The 18445-nt window shown below is 59.8% G+C and carries 16 protein-coding genes and 2 pseudogenes; 7 read left to right on the top strand and 11 right to left on the bottom strand.

What is annotated here, in order from left to right:
• Positions 1 to 32: 32 nt before the first annotated feature.
• Complete coding sequence (locus tag AC0Z2B_RS04295) at positions 33 to 1049, bottom strand: zinc-binding dehydrogenase (protein ID WP_476295268.1); 1017 nt, start codon at positions 1047 to 1049, stop codon at positions 33 to 35.
• 89 nt (positions 1050 to 1138) lie between these two features.
• Positions 1139 to 2023 carry a LysR family transcriptional regulator gene (locus AC0Z2B_RS04290; protein ID WP_476295267.1) on the bottom strand — a complete coding sequence of 295 codons (885 nt, stop codon included), beginning with the start codon at positions 2021 to 2023 and terminating at the stop codon, positions 1139 to 1141.
• Between the two features lie 95 nt (positions 2024 to 2118).
• Between AC0Z2B_RS04290 and AC0Z2B_RS04285 the strand changes: the two genes are divergently transcribed.
• Together AC0Z2B_RS04285 and AC0Z2B_RS04280 are read left to right on the top strand one after the other, a co-directional pair.
• The gene (locus AC0Z2B_RS04285; protein ID WP_476295265.1) at positions 2119 to 2619 is read left to right on the top strand and encodes a lactoylglutathione lyase family protein; all 501 of its coding nucleotides are present in this window, start codon (positions 2119 to 2121) and stop codon (positions 2617 to 2619) included.
• Positions 2620 to 2792: 173 nt separating this feature from the next.
• The gene (locus tag AC0Z2B_RS04280; protein ID WP_476295264.1) at positions 2793 to 3683 is read left to right on the top strand and encodes a peroxiredoxin-like family protein; all 891 of its coding nucleotides are present in this window, start codon (positions 2793 to 2795) and stop codon (positions 3681 to 3683) included.
• A 37-nt stretch (positions 3684 to 3720) separates the two neighbouring features.
• Here AC0Z2B_RS04280 and AC0Z2B_RS04275 read toward each other — a convergent pair whose 3' ends face one another.
• From AC0Z2B_RS04275 to AC0Z2B_RS04260, 4 genes and pseudogenes are all read right to left on the bottom strand, one after another.
• Positions 3721 to 4608, bottom strand: coding sequence for a LysR family transcriptional regulator (locus tag AC0Z2B_RS04275; protein ID WP_476295262.1), 888 nt, complete (start codon positions 4606 to 4608; stop codon positions 3721 to 3723).
• Between the two features lie 112 nt (positions 4609 to 4720).
• Positions 4721 to 5443, bottom strand: a complete 723-nt coding sequence (locus AC0Z2B_RS04270; RefSeq protein WP_476295261.1) for an SDR family oxidoreductase — start codon at positions 5441 to 5443, stop codon at positions 4721 to 4723.
• A gap of 57 nt (positions 5444 to 5500) precedes the next feature.
• Complete coding sequence (locus AC0Z2B_RS04265; protein WP_476295260.1) at positions 5501 to 6055, bottom strand: carboxymuconolactone decarboxylase family protein; 555 nt, start codon at positions 6053 to 6055, stop codon at positions 5501 to 5503.
• Positions 6056 to 6760: 705 nt separating this feature from the next.
• Positions 6761 to 7082: pseudogene (locus AC0Z2B_RS04260) on the bottom strand (IS66 family transposase); the annotation flags it as partial.
• Between the two features lie 575 nt (positions 7083 to 7657).
• Here AC0Z2B_RS04260 and AC0Z2B_RS04255 point away from each other — a divergent pair.
• From AC0Z2B_RS04255 to AC0Z2B_RS04240, 4 genes are all read left to right on the top strand, one after another.
• Positions 7658 to 8122: a cysteine peptidase family C39 domain-containing protein gene (locus AC0Z2B_RS04255; protein WP_476295259.1), complete on the top strand. Its 465-nt coding sequence runs from the start codon at positions 7658 to 7660 to the stop codon at positions 8120 to 8122.
• A 241-nt stretch (positions 8123 to 8363) separates the two neighbouring features.
• Complete coding sequence (locus AC0Z2B_RS04250; RefSeq protein WP_476295257.1) at positions 8364 to 9515, top strand: WD40 repeat domain-containing protein; 1152 nt, start codon at positions 8364 to 8366, stop codon at positions 9513 to 9515.
• Between the two features lie 25 nt (positions 9516 to 9540).
• Complete coding sequence (locus AC0Z2B_RS04245) at positions 9541 to 9894, top strand: hypothetical protein (protein WP_476295256.1); 354 nt, start codon at positions 9541 to 9543, stop codon at positions 9892 to 9894.
• A 1-nt stretch (position 9895) separates the two neighbouring features.
• On the top strand, positions 9896 to 10126 hold the full coding sequence (locus tag AC0Z2B_RS04240; protein WP_476295365.1) for an adenylyl-sulfate kinase: 231 nt from the start codon (positions 9896 to 9898) through the stop codon (positions 10124 to 10126).
• Positions 10127 to 11714: 1588 nt separating this feature from the next.
• Here the strand turns inward: AC0Z2B_RS04240 and AC0Z2B_RS04235 are convergent.
• From AC0Z2B_RS04235 to AC0Z2B_RS04225, 3 genes and pseudogenes are all read right to left on the bottom strand, one after another.
• A pseudogene (locus AC0Z2B_RS04235) lies at positions 11715 to 12563 on the bottom strand (tyrosine-type recombinase/integrase); the annotation flags it as partial.
• Positions 12564 to 13040: 477 nt separating this feature from the next.
• A complete protein-coding gene (locus AC0Z2B_RS04230) occupies positions 13041 to 13994 on the bottom strand; it encodes a YncE family protein (protein ID WP_476295255.1) in 954 nt (317 codons plus the stop codon).
• Between the two features lie 69 nt (positions 13995 to 14063).
• The gene (locus tag AC0Z2B_RS04225) at positions 14064 to 14981 is read right to left on the bottom strand and encodes a LysR family transcriptional regulator (protein WP_476295253.1); all 918 of its coding nucleotides are present in this window, start codon (positions 14979 to 14981) and stop codon (positions 14064 to 14066) included.
• Between the two features lie 112 nt (positions 14982 to 15093).
• On the opposite strand from AC0Z2B_RS04225, the gene AC0Z2B_RS04220 reads away from it, so the two are divergent.
• On the top strand, positions 15094 to 16269 hold the full coding sequence (locus tag AC0Z2B_RS04220) for a saccharopine dehydrogenase family protein (protein WP_475505625.1): 1176 nt from the start codon (positions 15094 to 15096) through the stop codon (positions 16267 to 16269).
• An 11-nt stretch (positions 16270 to 16280) separates the two neighbouring features.
• Here AC0Z2B_RS04220 and AC0Z2B_RS04215 read toward each other — a convergent pair whose 3' ends face one another.
• Together AC0Z2B_RS04215 and AC0Z2B_RS04210 are read right to left on the bottom strand one after the other, a co-directional pair.
• On the bottom strand, positions 16281 to 16769 hold the full coding sequence (locus AC0Z2B_RS04215) for an acyl-CoA thioesterase (RefSeq protein WP_476295252.1): 489 nt from the start codon (positions 16767 to 16769) through the stop codon (positions 16281 to 16283).
• 267 nt (positions 16770 to 17036) lie between these two features.
• Positions 17037 to 18392, bottom strand: coding sequence for a carbohydrate porin (locus AC0Z2B_RS04210; protein WP_475505623.1), 1356 nt, complete (start codon positions 18390 to 18392; stop codon positions 17037 to 17039).
• Positions 18393 to 18445 lie beyond the last annotated feature (53 nt).

The following is an 18445-nucleotide window of genomic DNA, read 5'->3' as shown; positions in this document are numbered from 1 at the left end:
GGGGAGGTTTGTGAAGAGGTCGCAGACATCCCTCAGCCAATCTCGACGATCGTCTTGCCCGTGTGGCTCCCTTCGCGCATCGCCACCAACCCCTCGGGGACCTGGTCCAGGCAGATACGGCGTTCAATCATCGGGTCCAGGCGACCCGCAGCCACCAGTTCCAGCAGCGCCGTCAACATCACGGCAAAATCTTCCTGTGTCGGTCGATGCCCCGCCGCATAGGCGCCGCCCAGGGCGACCTCGTGAATCGACGCCGCGTAGGTATAAGGCGGCACGTGAGCCAGGTTGGGCATCGGGTCGATGCAGAGCAACTGGCCGTTGTAGCGAATCAGGTCGAGAGATTTGCGTGCATCCCCCGGGTTGGCCACCTCCAGCATCACGTCCACGCCATAGCCGCCGGTAAGGGCACGGATAGTGTCCGCCAGGGCTGGGTCACGACGGTCCAGTACATGGTCAGCGCCCAGGGCGCGGGTGCGGCCCGCCTGGGCGGCGTTGGCCAGGGCGATGGTGGTGGCACCCAACGATTTGGCGATCTGCAGCGCAAAACCACCCACCGCACCACTGGCGCCTTGCACCAGCAAGGTCTGGCCGGCCTGCAACCGCGCCTTGCGCACAAGGGCCTGATAGGCCGTCATGCCGGCGCAGGGCAGGGCGGCGGCAGCTGCAAAACTGACCTGATCCGGGATACGTGCCAACACGTGTGCCGGGGCAATGCCGTAGTCAGCGAATACACCCGGTGAGCTCAGGTTGCCGTGCCACACCACGCGATCACCGACTTGCCAGTTGCCGGCGTCGTCGCCCACCTGGTCGATCACCCCGGCGCCGTCAAGGCCCATGGTCAATGGCGCGTCGAGCCAAGGCACGGTGCCGTCGGCCAGCTTCCAGTCCACCGGGTTCAGGGACGCCGCGTACAGGCGCACGCGCACCTCGCCAGGGCCGGCAGCAGGTACCGGTAGTTGACGCAGGTGGAGGGTGGACAGGCTTTTGTCCGCGCCGTCGCAAATAACGGCGCGCATCAGGGCAGGGGGCTGGGGGCTCTTGTCGGGCATGGGAACTCCGTAGGCAGTGAAGGCCCCAGTCTAGAGTTGCAGCGCCATAGGATGAATGCCGTGCGCGTTATGGTCTTGATAAGAAATTGTTATGCCGATGAGTGCGCGGCCAACGCACTGCGCACATGGTCGATGGCCCGTTGTGCCCGCAGCGACAAGGGCCATTCCGCCCGATGGATCAGCCACAGGGTGTCACGCACCGTCGCCCCGCAGGCCACCACGCTGATCTGCTCCTGCCGCCCAAACGCCTGGCGGGCATAGCGCGGCAGCACGGTGAAGCCAAGCCCGAGGGCTACCGGCTCCAGGATCAGGCTGATCTGGTTGCTGAAACCGTGCTGCGGCAGGCTGCGCACGCCAGGGTTGCCGGGGAAAGCGCGGCTGAGCAGGCGGCTGGCCATGGCCTGGCCGTCGGGGTGGTCGATGAAGCCCAACTGCTGCAGGTCCTGCCAGTGTTCGGCCTGGGCACCGGCGGGCACGATCAACTCCAAAGGCTCCTCGGCGAAATGCTCGGCCACCAGGCGCGGGTCATCAGGCTTGAGGGTGACCAGGCCCAGCTCGAAGCGGTTCTCCAGCACGGCGGCCAGCACTTCGGTGTCGGGGGCGAAGCGGTGGCGCAAGGTCAGGCCGGGGTGGCGTTGTTGCCACTCCAGCAGCAACGGGTACAGGCACAGGCCGATGCTGCCCGGGCTGATCAGGCTCAGGTCGCCCTGGTCGGCATCGGTTTCGCACAGGCGCAGTTTCAGGCGGCGATCGGCCTGGGACAGTTCGGCGCAGTAATCCAGCAGCGCAAGGCCCGCCGGCGTCAGTTCCAGCTGGCGGGTACGGCGGATGATCAGCGGCCCCAGCGCCTCTTCCAGGTGGCGTACGTGTTGGCTCACCGCTGCCTGGGTCAGGCCCAGGCGCTCGCCGGTGCGGGTGAAGTTGCGCTCCTCCGCCAGGGCGCTGAAGGTGCGCAGCCATTGCAGGTTAAGCATAAGGATCTCTTATCAAAGCGATAACGGGGTAGTGGTTCTAATTATGGGAGGGTCACTCTACGCTAGTCCCATCGTTTCGTGCAGAGAGCCTTGTCATGTCCCACACCTACCCACGCAGTTTTTCCCACATCGGCCTGTCGGTCACCGACCTGGACGCTGCGGTCAAGTTCTACACCGAAGTCCTGGGCTGGTACCTGATCATGCCGCCCACCACCATCAGCGAAGATGACAGCGCCATTGGCGTGATGTGCACCGACGTGTTCGGCGCCCAGTGGGGCTCGTTCCGCATTGCCCACCTGTCCACCGGCGACCGCATTGGCGTGGAAATCTTCGAATTCCGCAACGCCCAGCGTCCGGAAAACAACTTCGAATACTGGAAGACCGGCGTGTTTCATTTCTGCGTGCAGGACCCGGACGTGGAAGGCCTGGCCGCCAGGATCGTCGCTGCCGGTGGCAAGCAGCGCATGCCGGTGCGTGAGTACTTCCCGGGCGAAAAGCCTTACCGCATGGTGTACATGGAAGACCCGTTCGGCAACATCCTGGAAATCTACAGCCACAGCTATGAGCTGACTTATGGGGCTGGCGCGTACCAGTAACGCTTTTTCCAACGGATTGAGGTTTTCATTCCTGGCCTGTTTTCTCCGTTCACGCTCAAGAACGTCGTGCTGCGCAACTGCATCGCCGTGGCCAGTACAGCGCCGTCGATGGCTTCACCAATGACTGGCACCTGGCCCATTACACCAGCCTGGGCCGTGGTGGCGTTGGCCGGGTGATTGTCGAAGCCACGGCGGTGGCCCCCGAGGGGCGCATTACCCCCGCCTGCATCGGTTTGTGGAATGACCAGCAAACCACCGGCATGGCCGCCCTCGCCGCAGCCATCAAGGCCGGCGGCGCGACGGGCATTCCCGACGAGCATATTTCCTATGCTCCGCGCCTCTCTACTGGGCGAGTGGCGATGTCGCGATCATGGGCCTCGACACATCAACCTACCGAGGAAACACTCATGACCCTTCAAGCCAAGCTGGATGCGTTCAAGGCCGACTTCGTTGCCGGCAAGCCTCCTTACAATGCTCCCGCCCCCGTGCACGCTGTGATGCACCGTGCCACCGCCGAGCTGATCGCCAGCGGCCAGGCCGAGCGTGCACTCAAGGCCGGCGATATTGCACCGGTTTTCGAACTGCCCGACGCTGAGGGCAACCGGGTGTCTTCGACTGAGCTGCTGGCGCGCGGGCCGCTGGTCATCAGCTTCTATCGTGGCGTCTGGTGCCCGTACTGCAACATGGAGTTGCAGGCATTGGAGCAGGCGCTGCCGGCCTTCAAGGAACGCGGTGCCAGCCTGGTGGCAATCTCGCCGCAGAGCCAGGCCAACAGTCGCAAGTCGCAACGTCAAAATGGCCTGGGGTTTCCCATCCTCAGCGACAGCGGCAATGAAGTCGCGGCGGCCTTCGGCCTGCGCTTCAGGTTGCCGGACTACCTGGCTGAACTCTATCTGAGCCTGGGCAACAACCTGCCGGTCATCAACGGTGATCAGAGCTGGACTTTGCCGATGCCCGGCCGTTTCGTGATCGGCCAGGACGGCATCATTCTGTACGCCGAGGTCAATCCAGACTACACGCTGCGCCCAGAGCCCACTGAGTTGCTGCCCGCATTACGCGGATGATTTTAACCCCTCCAAGGCCGCCTTCGGGCGGCCTTGCTTATTGCCGGTTCATCAAGCCCTCGACGAAATCAACGAACGCCCTGGCCTTGGCGCTGGCAAGGCGTCCGGTGGGGAACACCGCCCAGAGATCCAGTGGCGGTAACTGCCAATCCTCCAGCAGGGGCACCACTTCACCCCTGGCTAGCTCCTCGGCGAACATCCACTGGGACGTCAACGCCACGCCCAGCCCAGCCAGCACCGCCGCACGCACACCCTCTGCCGCACTGACCCGCACCCGCCCGCTGACTGTCACCGACTGCACGGTACTGCCTTGCTTGAAGGCCCAGTGCTCACCGCCGCCTGCCTGGGCGAAAATCACCGCTCGGTGCTGGGCCAGATCAGTCGGGTTGCACGGCTTGCCATGGGCCTGGACATAGGCAGGCGTGGCCAGCACCAGCCGCCGGCATTCACCGATCTTGCGGGCGATCAGATTGGAGTCGGCCAGCGCCCCCATGCGCAGGGCGATGTCGATGCCTTCTTCGACGAGATTGACGGTACGGTCATCCAGGACGATATCGATGTTCAGCTCGGGGTGGGTATCGAGGAATGTCGCCAGGTGTGGCAGTACATGCAGACGGGCGAAGGTCACCGCCGCACAGACACGCAGGGTGCCGTGCAGCTCACTGCCTGCACCGCGTGCGGCGAGGTCGGCTTCATGGGCCTCTTCAATGGCTCGCTTGGCGCGTTCGTAGTAGGCCGTGCCGGCTTCTGTCGGTGTAAGCCCCCGGGTGGAGCGCAGCACTAGCCGCACGCCGAGGCGCTCCTCCAGCTGGGCGATGGTTTTGGAGATGGCGGGCTGGCCGAGGTTGAGACGCCGTGCGGCTGCCGAAAACGACCCCGCTTCGAGCACGCTGACGAAGGTTTCCATTGCCGCCAATCGATCCATCGTTGTTCCACCCGAAGCAGTTAAAAAAAGCATGGCAAAAAAGCGAGCGAAGCAGGGCTTCGCTCGCAGCGCGACGGTTTATCTCAACAAGCGGTGTGTAAAGCAACCTTGTCTAGAAGGCGGCCTTGCCAATGGATGCACCACCGTCGACGAACAAGGTCTGGCCGGTGATGAAACCACTCGCTTCGGACAGCAGGAAGGCGGTGGCGGCTGCTATCTCTTCAGGCTGGCCAACGCGCCCCATCGGCACACCCGACAGGTAGCGGGCTTCGCCCTCGCTGCCCGGTGGATTGTTTACGCGAAACAGTTCGGTCTCGGTCGGCCCGGGGGCAACGGCGTTGACGGTAATGCCCGTTCTCGCCAGTTCCAGTGCCCACGATCGGGTAAAGCGGATGAGCGCCGCCTTGGCGGCGGCATAGGCGGTGCGCTGAGTGATGCCCAGGACCGTCAGGCTGGAAATGTTGACGATCCGCCCCCAGTGACGCGCGCGCATTCCGGGCAAGAGCGCTTGGGTGGCCAGAAGCGCCGAGTGCAAATTCACGCGCATTACCGCGTCGAAATCGTCCAGGTCCACTTCGCCGAGCGGTTGCGGACGAACCAGGCCGACATTATTGACCACCCCGTCGAAAGTGTACTGCTGGGCCAGCGCCGCCAAGGCGTGTTCGGTCGCCTTGCGATCGCCCAGATCAACCGGTACCAATATGCCGGGGAAATCGACACCCTCGGTGTGCCTGGCGATGCCCACAACGCGGTGACCCGTATTTGACAGCGCTTGCGCCAATGACAGGCCGATGCCCTTGCTGGCGCCGGTTATCAAGAAGGTCCGTGTGCTCATGGTTGCTCCTGGTGCCAGCCCGTTTACGGGCTGGTTGAGTGAAGGTCTAGGCAGGGTTCAGACGGGCTTGGTCCATTCGTTGCCTTTCATGAAGGGGTCCAACTGGGTATGTACCAGGTGGTTGGTGTAGTTGCTCATGACCTTGGTGGCAACACCCAACACGACCTCCAGAACGTTGCGACGAGTGAAGCCGGCAGCCAGGAAGGCTTCGATACCGGCATCGTCGACAAAGCCGCGATCCCGAACAACGTTGGTGGTGAACACATGCAACGCCTCCAGGCGGGCATTGGGAATGGCGCTGCCGGCGCGCAAGGCGGCAATGACGTCGGGCTGCATTTCAATCATCTTGGCCAGGGTGGTATGCCCGGCCATGCAGTAATGGCAGTTATTCTCGAAGTTGGCGGTCAGGTACACCACCTGCTGTTCGTGCGGGGTCAGTGTGCTCTTGCCGAACAGGTCCCAGAGCTGGCTGTATCCGGCCAGCAGCTCCGGCGATTCAGCCATGTTGCCTTGCAGGTTAGGGACGAAACTGAAGGCCTTCTGCACTGCTTCCAGGACGGGCTTGGAGGCAGCAGGGGCGGTTTCGACGGTGTAACGAGTGAAAGTGGTCATCGCAGTTTTCCTTGAGTGGGGCAGCAAGAGTGCTGGGGCTATCTTGCTGTTCCAGGCAGGGCTGCGGAACGTAGGGGGCGGGCATATGATTCATGCCTGTTAGGAATAAAGCGAAATACGGACACACCTGGAGATTGCTGTAGCGCCTCTAACAGAGTTTGGACAACACGCTGGAACCTAACCTGCTGCTTCTGGTATCTAGCTACCACTCGATGGATCGTAGGCTTGCGGTTCGAATCCCTACGCTTCCGCCACAAATTCTTATTAAAGCCCTGAAAATTCAGGGCTTTTTTGTGTCCGGGGTTTACCAGCCCATACTCCAGCCCATATTTTGGCAGGTGGCTTCCCTTGGTTCTCCGTGGGGTTTTCTGCCAAACGGGCGAGCCATGGAGTTCACTTTATGCGCGGGGCCGCTTTTGGCCTGCAACCGAAATGCGGGACCATCGTCGGTAGGCTTGGGAGATTTACGATTCAATCCTGCTGATGATTCCGCGGGATTTAGAGGATGAGGCCGGCTTCCTAGGACAAGAAGCTACGCCGGTGAGGGCGTATGACGTAGGTCACGATAGCTATCGGGGGGAGGGGCCCTTAAGCTGATCACTGAACCGTACAGAAATTGGCCAAGGTGGGTCGCAAAAGTCATTTTTCTACGAGAAGCTGGCTGCCGAGGCAGCGCCTAGGTGGCGATTGTCCATACGGACAACTCACCGCTGTTTCCTGGCGCAATCGCCAACGGTCTTCGTCACTCATTTCCCTGGTATGTCGCTCGACTTCGCACAACCCGCCAATCGAGTGAAACGCCTGCTGCTCCAATGGGCTTTATTGGCGACATGCCGGTCGAAGAACTTGCGGCGCGCAGGCGCCATGCAGCCCATTTCGGTGATGCCCAATTCGAAGCTGACCTTGTAACTTGCGAAATCGTCACAGACCAGTTTTCCGTTCCAGGATGGTAGGAAGCTAGAGGCATGTTCGCTAGCGTGGCGGGGCTGAAGTCGTAAACCACCGCCTTGAGGGCCGAGAACGTCGTGATGCTCTTAAGGTCTGGTAGGGCGCCCGGCCGACCACCGTAGAGCGCAATCGTGGCAAGCAGTATTGATTCACAGCCAACAAACGTGACTACCCGTTGCCTCCTTCGCTGAACATAAGCTGAATGTAATCGATTCTCGTCCCTAATAAGTCATCCACAAAATGAACCATTTTGAGTTCGAACCGTACGAATGCGTTTAAGTAAGCGCTGCATCTCGTATGTAATTGTGTCAATTGAGATACTAGGCAGCCAAGGAAACATCGCCTGGCAGCCAATATTCAGTGGGTTTACCGTTATTTATTGATTTTTAAAGTTAATTTCATGTATCTGTAATGATACATGCAGGCGTATGGAGGTGCGGCTCTAGGGGTTGCAAAACCACTTAATACCCCTAGGAGATCAGGCTTTTTTGCTAGCTACGATGGGTGCTAGCCTTCGGATCCAGTTTGATGTGCTCTGCAGTAATGACCTTGAACCTTCAAAGGTCGGTGTCTACATGACGCACCTTTTTATCGGATTGCAGCGCTTTCGAAGCGCGCAATATGATTCCATTCTCCGTCAAGCTCTGAGTCGATATGCAAGCCCCTAACGCAAGGAATAGCGTTTCCGCCGAAGCGCAGCAACACGAAGGGAATGAGGATAGCGGTATCGCTTCGCTCGTTGTTATTGCCCAAATCGCCGGAGTACCACTGAGCGTTGACCGTCTCAGGCATTTGTCGGGACTTCAGGGGCATGTCGATACGTTGACGCCGGTTCGACTGGCGCGACAGGCCCTCGCTGAGGCACGGTCAACGAACAGCAGCGTTGCTCGTTTGGCTCAAACACCACTACCTGCCATCGCTGAAATGCTGGATGGCCGGTTTCTGGTGGTAGCCAAATGTTCAGATGAAAACGTCTTGCTGCACGACGAGGCAAGCCAGCGCACGTTCCAGGTCTCTTTGATTGAGTTCGAACAACACTGGTCGGGCCGATTAATCTTGGTGACCTCCCGCGCTGTGCTTGCAAAAGCCGGATCACGGTTTGGCTTAGTGTGTTTTTAGATGCATCACGTGATTGGTCGCTTGAAAACTTTTCCAGAGGAAAAGTAATTTCCCCCTGGTCTATTGCTCGCAAGCTGATGAGATCGGTGTTGTGCTAAGCCCTCGGCCGGCCTTGGGCTTACATGTTTAAGATTTGCTGATGGAAGGTGGAGTGTTGGCGTACTGGTTATCCTAATTGAGCTTGGTACGGTATTTCGCATCAGGTGATATAAGAAGCGTCTGTTCTTATGGAGAAGTGGAGATGAAGGTAGGTTTGGTTGCTTGTGTGCTTTCAATGCTTGGCGTGGGTGGCATAGTTGGTCACGCCGATGCATCTTCCGTAAGCGGGGAAAATAGTCCGACGCTTTCCGTGCTCCACCCAAAGCTGGAGAAGACCATCTACTACAACGGAATGTTAGGCGGCCTGCTGGGTAAAGCGCCCCTGATTAAAGCTATTCAATATAGCCCTGATGGAAGATATCTGGCGGTAGAGTACAGTCCGATTGTCTCTACGGTTGATATAGTTGTCTGGGATCTGGTGCGTAATAAGCAACAGTCTCGAATAGAGTGCGCAACTACTTATGCTCAGGCCTCGCACGCAAATATGATGTGGGGGCATGATGGCAGGACAATATACTTTGGGGTGCGCAGACGATGGGATGCAATGACAGGAGCCGTCGAGCCGGACACGACTGCAGTTGGCGGGGATGCACTACCTAATAAGGATGGTAGTAAGGTGTTGGCGGTAATGGGGTCATTTAACAAGCCCAATTTTATTTATATATATGATGCGAAAAGTTGGCAGTTGCAGTCAAAGCTCGATATGGACGGGTTGCGCATAATATCCGCAGCTTGGACTGCTGATAATAAGGTTATGGTCTCTGTTTCAGCCGCTCCCAACGCTAGGAATAAGGTGGTGGATGGGCGAACTCTTCAGTGGTATGACGTGGGCGTCAGGCTGCTCGACCCATCAGGGAAAGAGTCTCCCAAAGCTATCTGGTACCCCCAGGTAGCAAGCCATCGAGTCAAAGCTATTCCTTGGGAGCAGTCTGCAGATGTTCATCTGTATGGAACTAACTTTGCTGGAAATCAAGTTGTCTTGGGGGTTGGGCGTTTGATTGATGGGAGATCAATGAGAATTACTACCTATTATTCTGATGAGGAGATTGCTAAGAAGCAGGATTTGCCGGGTATTGGTGGGCGGGCTTTCACAGTTGATGGTCGATACATGCTGAGTAAAGGGCTCGCATGGTTCGATAATAGAGCGCCGGTAGTGAATGCTATTATTGATACGCTTTCTGGAACACAAGTGGCAACATTTGGTGGGGGGGATAGCGGGATAGCAGTGAGCCCTGACGGCCGCCAAATTGCTATCGGTAATGTACGTTCGGTTCAATTATTAAGTCTCCAATAACTCATTGAGCGCTAGGGGATAGGCCATGACTCAATCAGCTTCAACCGCTACCGTAATTACGCTTATTACTGCCGCAGTAGCCGCTTATGGTGATGCTGACGGGCCCCAGTTGGGCAGCCAATGGACTGCTGTAGACGCGACTAAAGACAACCCAGACCTTGTGACAGTCATGGCAGACGCAGGGTATTCAGGCCAGGCCTACGTGAATCTTCAGACTGGCGAAGTAGTCATCGCTGATCGGGGAACAATTGATATCGAGCAGAATGCGGTTTCTGATGCCGAGATTGCTTTGACGCTGCCTCTTGGAACGCAGGCGGTAGCTAATACTTTTGCCGCTGCGGCAGTCACAGTTGCACAATCACAGTTAGAACAAGTATGAGATTTTTGTCAGCACCTCAATTGATGTTTGCGAACAAAGAGATCCGAAAGACCTGTATGCAAGAGGCAGGCGAGGCGAGCTTTTTAATTTGACAGGTGTACAGCAGTGTTATGAGAAGCCAATTTGCCCGGCATTTGCATTTGATACATCGTCGATTTCCTTGGAGTGCACGGTTGAAATAATGAAAAAGCATCTCGAAGCGGAGGTGCGCAGTCTGAATGGCCGTGCATGAACCTACATAGGGAGTCAGCTTGGTGATGAGGGGGGCGTATTTTCATGGAGATTTTTCAAATTAAGGCGGGGGAGACATTTGGTGACTCAATGTAAGAGGTTTTCGGTGGATTTGGTGTCGGGTAGCGGTATTTAATCTGGTAGGTATTGCATGTTTGATTGTAAGTCCGGTCGGTGGCTGAATGTATGGATATTCATCGCGAATGCGCTGTGGGTTGTTGTTCCGATAGCGATAGGGTATGAGTACATCGTAACGTCTCATTCGACGTTAGGCGAATATGGGATTATATATTGGTTTGTGCTTGTCACCTTGATGATTGTTTCGCTGGCTGGTTTTTGTAAGGCGACTGCGAAGTGGGGCCCATACCGCCGGTTTTTCTTGGGTAGTGGCTGGGTTGCGGTTTTGTTTGTTCTATTTTTGTTGATTAGTTTTCTCGACGATTTTTCCAGATCTGGACTTCACGGGATGCCGTGAAATAATCCGAGCTGGGAGTGTTCTCATTGCTATCGAAAAACTGCCTTATTAGGAATGGATGAGGTTTTTATGTACAAACCGCGCTCCTGTGTTGAGTTGATTGTTTTCCGGTTAGTGGTGGCGTTGAGCTTCTCGTTTACTGCATCAGCTCATGCGTCCCTGCGTAGTGTCCTACCCATTCATGAGGTTGCCGTTGGGCCAGAGGCGATACCTCGTTATGCTGTTACGGTAATCGTTAACGGTAAAACGCTTGAGGCTGGATTGGACACCGGTTCTCTCGGACTCCGTCTGCTACCGCGGGCTGTTCAGCAAGCAGGTATCTCGGGCTCGGGGCCCGATGATGCTTATGGATATGGCAGCGGTGTTGTCCTTCATGGGCCTGATACGCTTGCATCAGTTGAGATGGGTGACCTGAAACACTCGATCTCCCTTCAGGCGGTTCAAGTAGTCGGGTGTCGTGGTGGCGGCGATAATTGTCCAGCTGGCGAACTGTCACCTGCTCAATATGGGCTGATGGGATCTGGATTTGCCGGACAAGGTTTTCCCGCAATCTTGGGTACCCGGCTTGACGCAGGTCACCTCGCAAATCCTCTAGTGGCCCTAGGGGCAGAAAGGTGGATTATTCACATCCCCCAGCGAGGTGCTGGAGACGGTTCATTGATTCTCAATCCAGATGCGCGCGATACCGAAGGCTTCGTCCCACTGCAATCGCAGGGGGCTCCAGCAGGGGCTGTTAATGGATGTGTGAGGGTGGCACGGTTGGGCGCAAGGGAGCTATGCAGTGCAATGTTGTTGGACACGGGTGCACCAGGCATCTCTGTGCGTAACGCCCCACGTCCCCCCGCCTGGCAGCCTGGAGCACCCATTGAAATGCATTTTATCGCGCAGGTTGGACATACCCTGCCGGCCATTGATTTTCGAGCGGGAGATGCAGACCACGGAGGCCGAACAGCGTTTTTATCAGCCCCTAGTCGTCCTGGAATACACATCTCAGCCGGTGTGCTGCCTTTTTATGCGTTTGACGTGCTTTACGATGCCAAGACAGGGGGAATTGCGGTAAGGCTTAACTCTGTTGGTCATGCCATAGCGTCGTCGACTCATTAAACCGCAAGCGTTTCGTGTATGCCCTGGCCCCACTTGAGGCTGGGGCGTTTGGATACACCGGTGAGTCGAAGACCCAGCCGTTGCCCTCATCATCCACCACGCGGGTCTTGCGCAGCTCGCGCAGCAGCACCAGGGCCTGCTCGGGCAAGGGGACGATGTGCTTGCTGCGGTCCAGGTGCTTGGTTTTGCTGACCACATAACGCCAGTCGGCGCCGACCAGGTCGACGTCCTCCCAGCGCATCTTCACCAGCTCGCCGGGACGCACCGGCAGCATCACCAGCAGGCGCATGGCCGCTGCCACTGCGCCGGTGCTGCGCTCGTCGAGGCGCAGCAAAAAGCGGCCGAGGTCCGCCGGCCGCTCGATCGCCGGGTTGCTGGTCACCACATGGCGAATCTTCAGTTCCTCGATGTTGCTCAGCGCCACGTTGCGCTCGACCCAGCCGCGCCCTTCGGCAAACCCTAGCACCGCGCGGATGATGGTGCGGACTCGGCGTGCCATGGCCATGATGCGCTGGCGGCGCAATTCGGTGAGGATGGCGGTGATGTGCTCCAGCTTGATCTCGTTGACCGGCTTGTCGCCAATGGCTGGCAGGACATGATTATTGAGCGCCCCGGTAAACCCCGAGACGGATTTGGTCACCAGCTCCGCGGACTTGAATTTGAGCCACTGCTCGGCCACGTACCTGAAGGTGCGTTCCACGCTGAGCAGCTGCGCTTCGATTTTTGCCGTCTGGGTCTTCAGCGGAGCGATATTGCTCGCTATCTCGCGGCGCGCACCCCGTGCCAGTTCTCGCGCTTCCTTGAGGCCGATGTCGGGATAACTGCGGATGGCAAACACGTTCTCCTTGCCCCGCAACCGATTTATGGACGTCAGTGGACCTTGGTCACAGGCTATCGGGGTCTCCAAAAAACATTTTGACTGGGCTCTAGCGCGCTGGTTTCCGCTGAAAAAATCGAAGTTGTACCCCCACTTGTACCCCCGGTCGCACCGCGTGGATCCGGGATCGAGAATGGCGATTTCTGACAGAATGCCTGCGTGGCAGTGGGTGGTATCCAGTGTACTCCTGACGCGGCGTTGATGGAGAGGAGCGCATGATTGCGGGAGCGCTCGTGACCTTGTTTATCTAAAGTCCCCGCCTATCGACTGCCACTCAAGTGGAGGGGCGACGGTAATCGGTGAAAGGCAATGTTTGCCTCTATGGGGGGGCGGCCAGCCACGCGCATGATCTCGGACGTCACTCGGCAAGTCGAACGTCCTCCGGCGACTAAAGAAATCAGCGCGATCTGCATCTGCCAGCCACCTTGATCCAGCCAAACCGCTCCCTCGTCCCTGGCCCTAGCGCTGGAAGTAAGCAAGAATTTCACACCCATCGCCCACCGGCACATGCCCAACCGTTCTGCGCTTGCCAATGTCCACCACACTCACAGTGGCGTCGTTTTCATTGGCAACCAGCAGGTAATCCTGTGCCGGGCTGAAGCACCCGTCCAATGGCTTGTCACCCAACTCGGCATTGAACAACCATTGCAGATGCTCATCGAAAAAACTCACCACCGGCTCAAAGTCACCCATTACCGCCAGTATTCGGCCATCGGCACTGAAGCGCACCACCTGCCCGGGGCGCTGGTGCCCAGGCAGTTCGAGGGTGCGCAGCAGGCGGTGCTGCTCGGTGTCGACGACGTACAGCACCGGCCGATCCTGTGCGGTGGCCACTACCCACGGATGGCGTGGTGATGCGTCGATGCCGTTCAAGGGACCTGGCATAGCCAGGGCTGCAGGCGCCTGGCCAGGTTCGCGCAAGTCGACGGCATAGAGTTGGCCATCCTCTTCGCTTTCGGCCCATAGCTGGTCGGCGTGCGGTAGCGGCGTGAGGCGGTGCACATTTTTCGAGGGGACGTGGATGTGGCCCACGATCTGGTCCTGGGCAAGGTCTATGACGAGGATCGTCGCGCTGTTTTCACAGCACAGGTACACCCGGCCATCACGGCCCAGGCGTCCGGTGTGGGGTGACACATAGGGCAGGGTGTCGATGAACCCGCTCAGGCGGCGGCTATCAAGGTCGATCACGGCGACCTGGTGGTTGGGGTGGGGGTTGTCGCCGTGGATGCCGTCACCGTAGATGGGCACGTAGGCCTTGCGCAGGTGCTCGATGACGAGCAATTCGTGGGGCCGTGATGGCAGGTCGGTGATGGCGGCGCGGACTGAGAGGTCCCCGGGGTTCAGGAACAGGACCTGCTGGCCCTGTTTGTCGACGGCGATTATTTCCTGTCCGGCACTGTGTTTGAGGTTCATCAGATTCATCCTGTGCTGACGGCAGCAAACGTTGAATGTAGTGATGGAGAGCCTCGCGACGGCTTTAGTTCAAGTGGATTGCCTGGGGCTGCCAAGGGTTCGCTGCTGCCGCAACACGTCCAGCAACAGCCGGAAGGCGGGTTTGTGCTGGCGACGGTTTGGGTAGTACAGGTGATAGTGCAGAGGCGTGTCGCACCAGTCGGCCATTACCCGCAGCAGCCGGCCCTGGGCCAGGTCCTGCTCGACCGCATGCTCCGGCACGTACGCCAGCCCGCAACCGGCGCGGGCGAAATCCAGCATCAGCCCCAGGGTGTTGCACACCAGGTGCCCGTCACCGCGCACCTTGATGTCGCGCCCCTTGTTGGCGAACGGCCAGGCCCACAGGCCGCCTGAGGTGGGCAGGCGCAGGTTGAGGCAGGTGTGGTGGGTGAGGTCTTCGGGCGCCACGGGGTGCGCGCGTTTTTCGAAGTACGCCGGGGCGCCCACCAGCGCCAGGCGGAACGCCGGGCCGATGCGCACGCTGATCATGTCCTTGGCCAGTTGTTCGCCCATGCGGATACCGGCGTCGAAGCGTTCGGCCACGATGTCCACCAGCGCATAGCTGTCACTGATCTCGACCGTGATGCCCGGGTGCTCGGCCATCAGCTGGCTGACGGCCGGGGCCAGGGCCCAGGGGCTGGCGTGCTCCAGGGAAGTGATACGCAGATGGCCCGTAAGCCGGCCGCTCATCTCGCTCAGCTCTCCGAGACCAGCTTCGATACCATCGAAGTGCGGGCCGATGGTGTCCATCAGGCGGACTCCGGCTTCGGTGGGGGCGACGCTGCGGGTGCTGCGGGTGAGCAGCTGTACGCCCAAGCGCTCTTCAAGCTTTCTGATGGTGCGGCTCAGGGCGGGTTGCGAGACACCCAGCTGGGCGGCGGCCTTGGTGAAGCTGCCCTCGCGGGCCACCCGCAGGAAGGCCATCAGGTCGGTCACGGTATCGCGCATGATTAATGTCTTTAGGGTATAGGTCCATTCCTATCATACCCGCTAATCATCATTGTCCGGCGTTGCTAGAGTGGCTCCTTCGTTTTCAATCATCCACGGAGTACCCCGCCCCATGAGCAATCGGCCCTTTGATGTGATCATTTTCGGCGCGAGCGGTTATACCGGACGCCTGGTCGCCGAATACTTCTACGCCACCCACGGGGTCGATGGGCCGGTGAAGTGGGCGCTGGCCGGCCGCAACCTCGGGAAGCTGCAAGCCATTCGTGACAGCTGGACAAACGCTGCCGGGTTGCCGCTGATCCTGGCCGATGCCGCGCAGCCGGCCACGGTGCGTGACATGGCGGCCGCCACCCGGGTGATGATCAGCACGGCGGGGCCGTTCTCGCTGTATGGCTCTGACTTGGTGGCGGCCTGCGCCGAGCTGGGCACCGATTATGTCGACCTGTGCGGGGAGATCCCCTGGATTGCCCAGATGATCGCCCAGCATCAGGCCACGGCACACGCATCGGGCGCGCGGCTGGTGTTTTCCTGCGGCTTCGATTCGGTGCCCTTCGACCTGGGCGTGTGGTTCACCCAGCAACAGGCCATGCGCGAACATGGCCGTTACGCCCCCCGCGTGCGGGCGCGCATGCGCAGGATGCAGGGCGTGCTGTCGGGCGGCACCTTCGCCAGCGTCGGCGCCGTGGAGGCGGCTGCAGCCAAGGATCCGTCGCTGGCCGCTGTGGTGAACGATCCCTTTGCCTACACCCCCGGCTTCAAGGGCGTCGAACAACCGGACGGGCAGACCCCTTACGTGGATGCGCTGGCCGGCAGTTGGGTAGGGCCGTTCATTATGTCGCCGATCAACACCAAGGCCGTGCACCGCACCAACTACCTGCAAGGGCATGCCTGGGGCGAGCACTTCCAGTATGACGAAATGCTGATGCTGGCCGCCGCGCCGTCCGCCGATGATGCGCCCAGCCTGGCCGGTTTCTCGTTCAACGAAGGCGGGCAGCCGCAGCCAGGGCAGGGGCCTACGCAAGCGGAGATGGAGGCAGGGTTCTACGACGTGATGTTCATTGCCGAACTGGGCGACGGCCACGTGGTTAAAACCTCGGTCAGCTGTGATGAAGACCCCGGCTACCTGTCCACATCGAAAATGCTCTGCGAAGCAGCGTTGGCCCTGGCGTATGACGTTGACCGCGACCAGACGCCCGGTGGCTGCTGGACGCCGGCAGCTGCCCTGAACACGGCATTGATGGCGCGGTTGAGCGCACACGCGGGCCTGCGATTCGTGATCGAGGGCTAACGGCAACGGCGCTACACGGCACCCACTTCGCGGATCTGCGCGTACTTGGCCTGCAACTCTTGCCGCTGTTGCTTGCGCAACTGCCCCTGGGCATAGCGCCGGCGCTCGGTGAGGGTGTCAGGCTGCAGCGGGCGCACGGGGCAGGGGCGGCCGTCGGTGTCCACCGCCACCATGGTGAAGTAACAGCTGTTGGTGTGGCGCACGGTGCGCTCGTGGATGTTTTCGGTCATGACCTTCACGCCTACTTCCAGCGAGGTGCGCCCGGTGTAGTTGACCGAGGCCAGGAAGGTGACCAGTTCGCCCACGTGGATGGGCTCCTTGAAGATCACCTGGTCAACCGACAGGGTGACCACGTAGCGGCCGGCGTAGCGCTTGGCGCAGGCGAAGGCCACTTCATCGAGCATTTTCAGCAGGGCGCCGCCATGCACGTTGCCGGAGAAGTTGGCTTTGTCGGGGGTCATGAGCACGCTCATGCTCAGTTGGTAGCTGCCAGGTTCCATATCCACCTCATCACGTCAGGCGCCCTGTAGACCGGGCGTTTCGGGCCGGCTAAGCAACGGCTCAGGTGCGGCAAACGGTAGCAGGTGTGGCGGATAGTTAGCTAGCTAACATAATGAAAGGGTGTTTTCCAGGTCCGGTAACAAACCCGCCTGTAGCCGCTGCCGCCAGGCTGCGCTGGCCGTCAGGTTCGCTGGAAATCTTCAGCGTACTTCCGGGCCGGCGCAGCCTTCGGCAGCGGCTACAGGGAGTGCGTCTGGTGGCGGTGGTCAGAACTGCGACTGCACCTGCAAGCCCAGTACCAAGGCATTGTCCACTTGCCGTACGCCATCCGGGTGCTTGATGTACTGAATGTTGGGCATGATGTTCAGCCATTTGGTCGCCTGGATGCCGTAGTTCAGCTCCGATGCGTACTCGGTGTGCTGCTCGGGCACGTAGCCGGCGTCGTCATAGCTCAAACCGCTTTGTTCGTTGGCGGTCTTGGCGTTGCGCAGGAACAGCGAGCTGGCGTGAATGCGCGCCACGCCAAAGCCCAGGGTGTCGGTGGGGCGGGCGTCGAACATGCCTTTGTAGACGAAGCTGACCTTCTGGTAGCTGTCCACCGGCGTGGTGGCGCGGTCCTGGAACGTGGCGCTGGCGGTCATGGTCAGGCCGCGCGAGGTGTCGCCGTTCACCGAAGTCAGCTGCTGCTTGCCCACCACCCAGAAGCCGTGGCGGCTGCTGTCGCTGCGGTAGGGGTTGCCGGTCAGGGCCGCGGGTTGGCCGTTGGCGTCCCGGTAGACATCCGTGCCGTTGGCGCTGCTGTGGTAGTAACCCACGCGGTATTCGCCCGGCAGCGTGTTCACGGTCGGTGCCCACACCAACTCTACCGGGACGAAGGTGCCGGTGGTGCCCGCGCCGTTGAGCTTGAAGCCGTTGTCGTTTTCCAGGTCCGAGGGGTTGATGTTGAACGCGCCGATCTGCGCGTACACGTCGCTGGTCACGCGGTAGCGCACGCGGGCTGCCCATTGGCTGATGGGGCCGTTGTAGATGGTGTCCACGTAGTTGCCCGGCTGCGAGCCGCAGAACGCCAGGCCCTGGAACGAGCAGTCTTCCACGGCGAAGTCATCGCTGACGGCGAAACGGCCGGCCTTGATGTTGAGCTTATCGTCGAACCAGCCTTTGCTCAGCCATAGCTCGCTGAGGCGGCTGACGCTGCCACGACCCTGGATTTCCTGGGTGGAGCCCAGGCCAGTAGCGCGCGGGTCGTCGATTTTTTCGTTGATGTTGCTGCCGTTGCGGTTGGTGATGGACAGGCTGAAGGCCGCGTCATTCCAGCCCAGCAGCTTCTGCAGGTCGATATTGGCGCCCAGGTTGAACTGGTCGGCGTAGCGGGTGACATGGTGGTTGCTGTGGCCGCCGCGCACGTTGGAGGCCGACTCGCCGGTGTAGCCCATCTGGATGTCGACGCCCTTGTTCAGCAACTCGGTGCGCAGGCCGCCCCAGTCGCCGGTCATCCAGGGGGAGTCGACGGCGAAGGCGTCGGCGGCCTGGGCGCTGATGCCCCAGCTGGAGGCCGCACAGGCGGAGACGAGCAGGGTGAGGGCCTGGCGCTTGCGGGCCCGGCCGTGTGTGGAGTGCGGCATGGTGTTCAGTCCTTTGTGTGTCATTGGAAAGCGGCGGGAGGGCCCCGCCGCCT

This window comes from Pseudomonas sp. GYB4201, assembly GCF_056312595.1.
Note: the sequence above shows the minus strand (reverse complement) of the source record. Positions and strands in the feature narration are given on the sequence as shown.

Coding starts and splice junctions, on each gene's coding strand:
- AC0Z2B_RS04295 (WP_476295268.1), bottom strand. CDS start 1,049: ATGCCCGACAAGAGCCCCCAGCCCCCTGCCCTGATGCGCGCCGTTATT.
- AC0Z2B_RS04290 (WP_476295267.1), bottom strand. CDS start 2,023: ATGCTTAACCTGCAATGGCTGCGCACCTTCAGCGCCCTGGCGGAGGAG.
- AC0Z2B_RS04285 (WP_476295265.1), top strand. CDS start 2,119: ATGTCCCACACCTACCCACGCAGTTTTTCCCACATCGGCCTGTCGGTC.
- AC0Z2B_RS04275 (WP_476295262.1), bottom strand. CDS start 4,608: ATGGATCGATTGGCGGCAATGGAAACCTTCGTCAGCGTGCTCGAAGCG.
- AC0Z2B_RS04270 (WP_476295261.1), bottom strand. CDS start 5,443: ATGAGCACACGGACCTTCTTGATAACCGGCGCCAGCAAGGGCATCGGC.
- AC0Z2B_RS04265 (WP_476295260.1), bottom strand. CDS start 6,055: ATGACCACTTTCACTCGTTACACCGTCGAAACCGCCCCTGCTGCCTCC.
- AC0Z2B_RS04255 (WP_476295259.1), top strand. CDS start 7,658: ATGCAAGCCCCTAACGCAAGGAATAGCGTTTCCGCCGAAGCGCAGCAA.
- AC0Z2B_RS04250 (WP_476295257.1), top strand. CDS start 8,364: ATGAAGGTAGGTTTGGTTGCTTGTGTGCTTTCAATGCTTGGCGTGGGT.
- AC0Z2B_RS04245 (WP_476295256.1), top strand. CDS start 9,541: ATGACTCAATCAGCTTCAACCGCTACCGTAATTACGCTTATTACTGCC.
- AC0Z2B_RS04230 (WP_476295255.1), bottom strand. CDS start 13,994: ATGAACCTCAAACACAGTGCCGGACAGGAAATAATCGCCGTCGACAAA.
- AC0Z2B_RS04225 (WP_476295253.1), bottom strand. CDS start 14,981: ATGCGCGATACCGTGACCGACCTGATGGCCTTCCTGCGGGTGGCCCGC.
- AC0Z2B_RS04220 (WP_475505625.1), top strand. CDS start 15,094: ATGAGCAATCGGCCCTTTGATGTGATCATTTTCGGCGCGAGCGGTTAT.
- AC0Z2B_RS04215 (WP_476295252.1), bottom strand. CDS start 16,769: ATGGAACCTGGCAGCTACCAACTGAGCATGAGCGTGCTCATGACCCCC.
- AC0Z2B_RS04210 (WP_475505623.1), bottom strand. CDS start 18,392: ATGCCGCACTCCACACACGGCCGGGCCCGCAAGCGCCAGGCCCTCACC.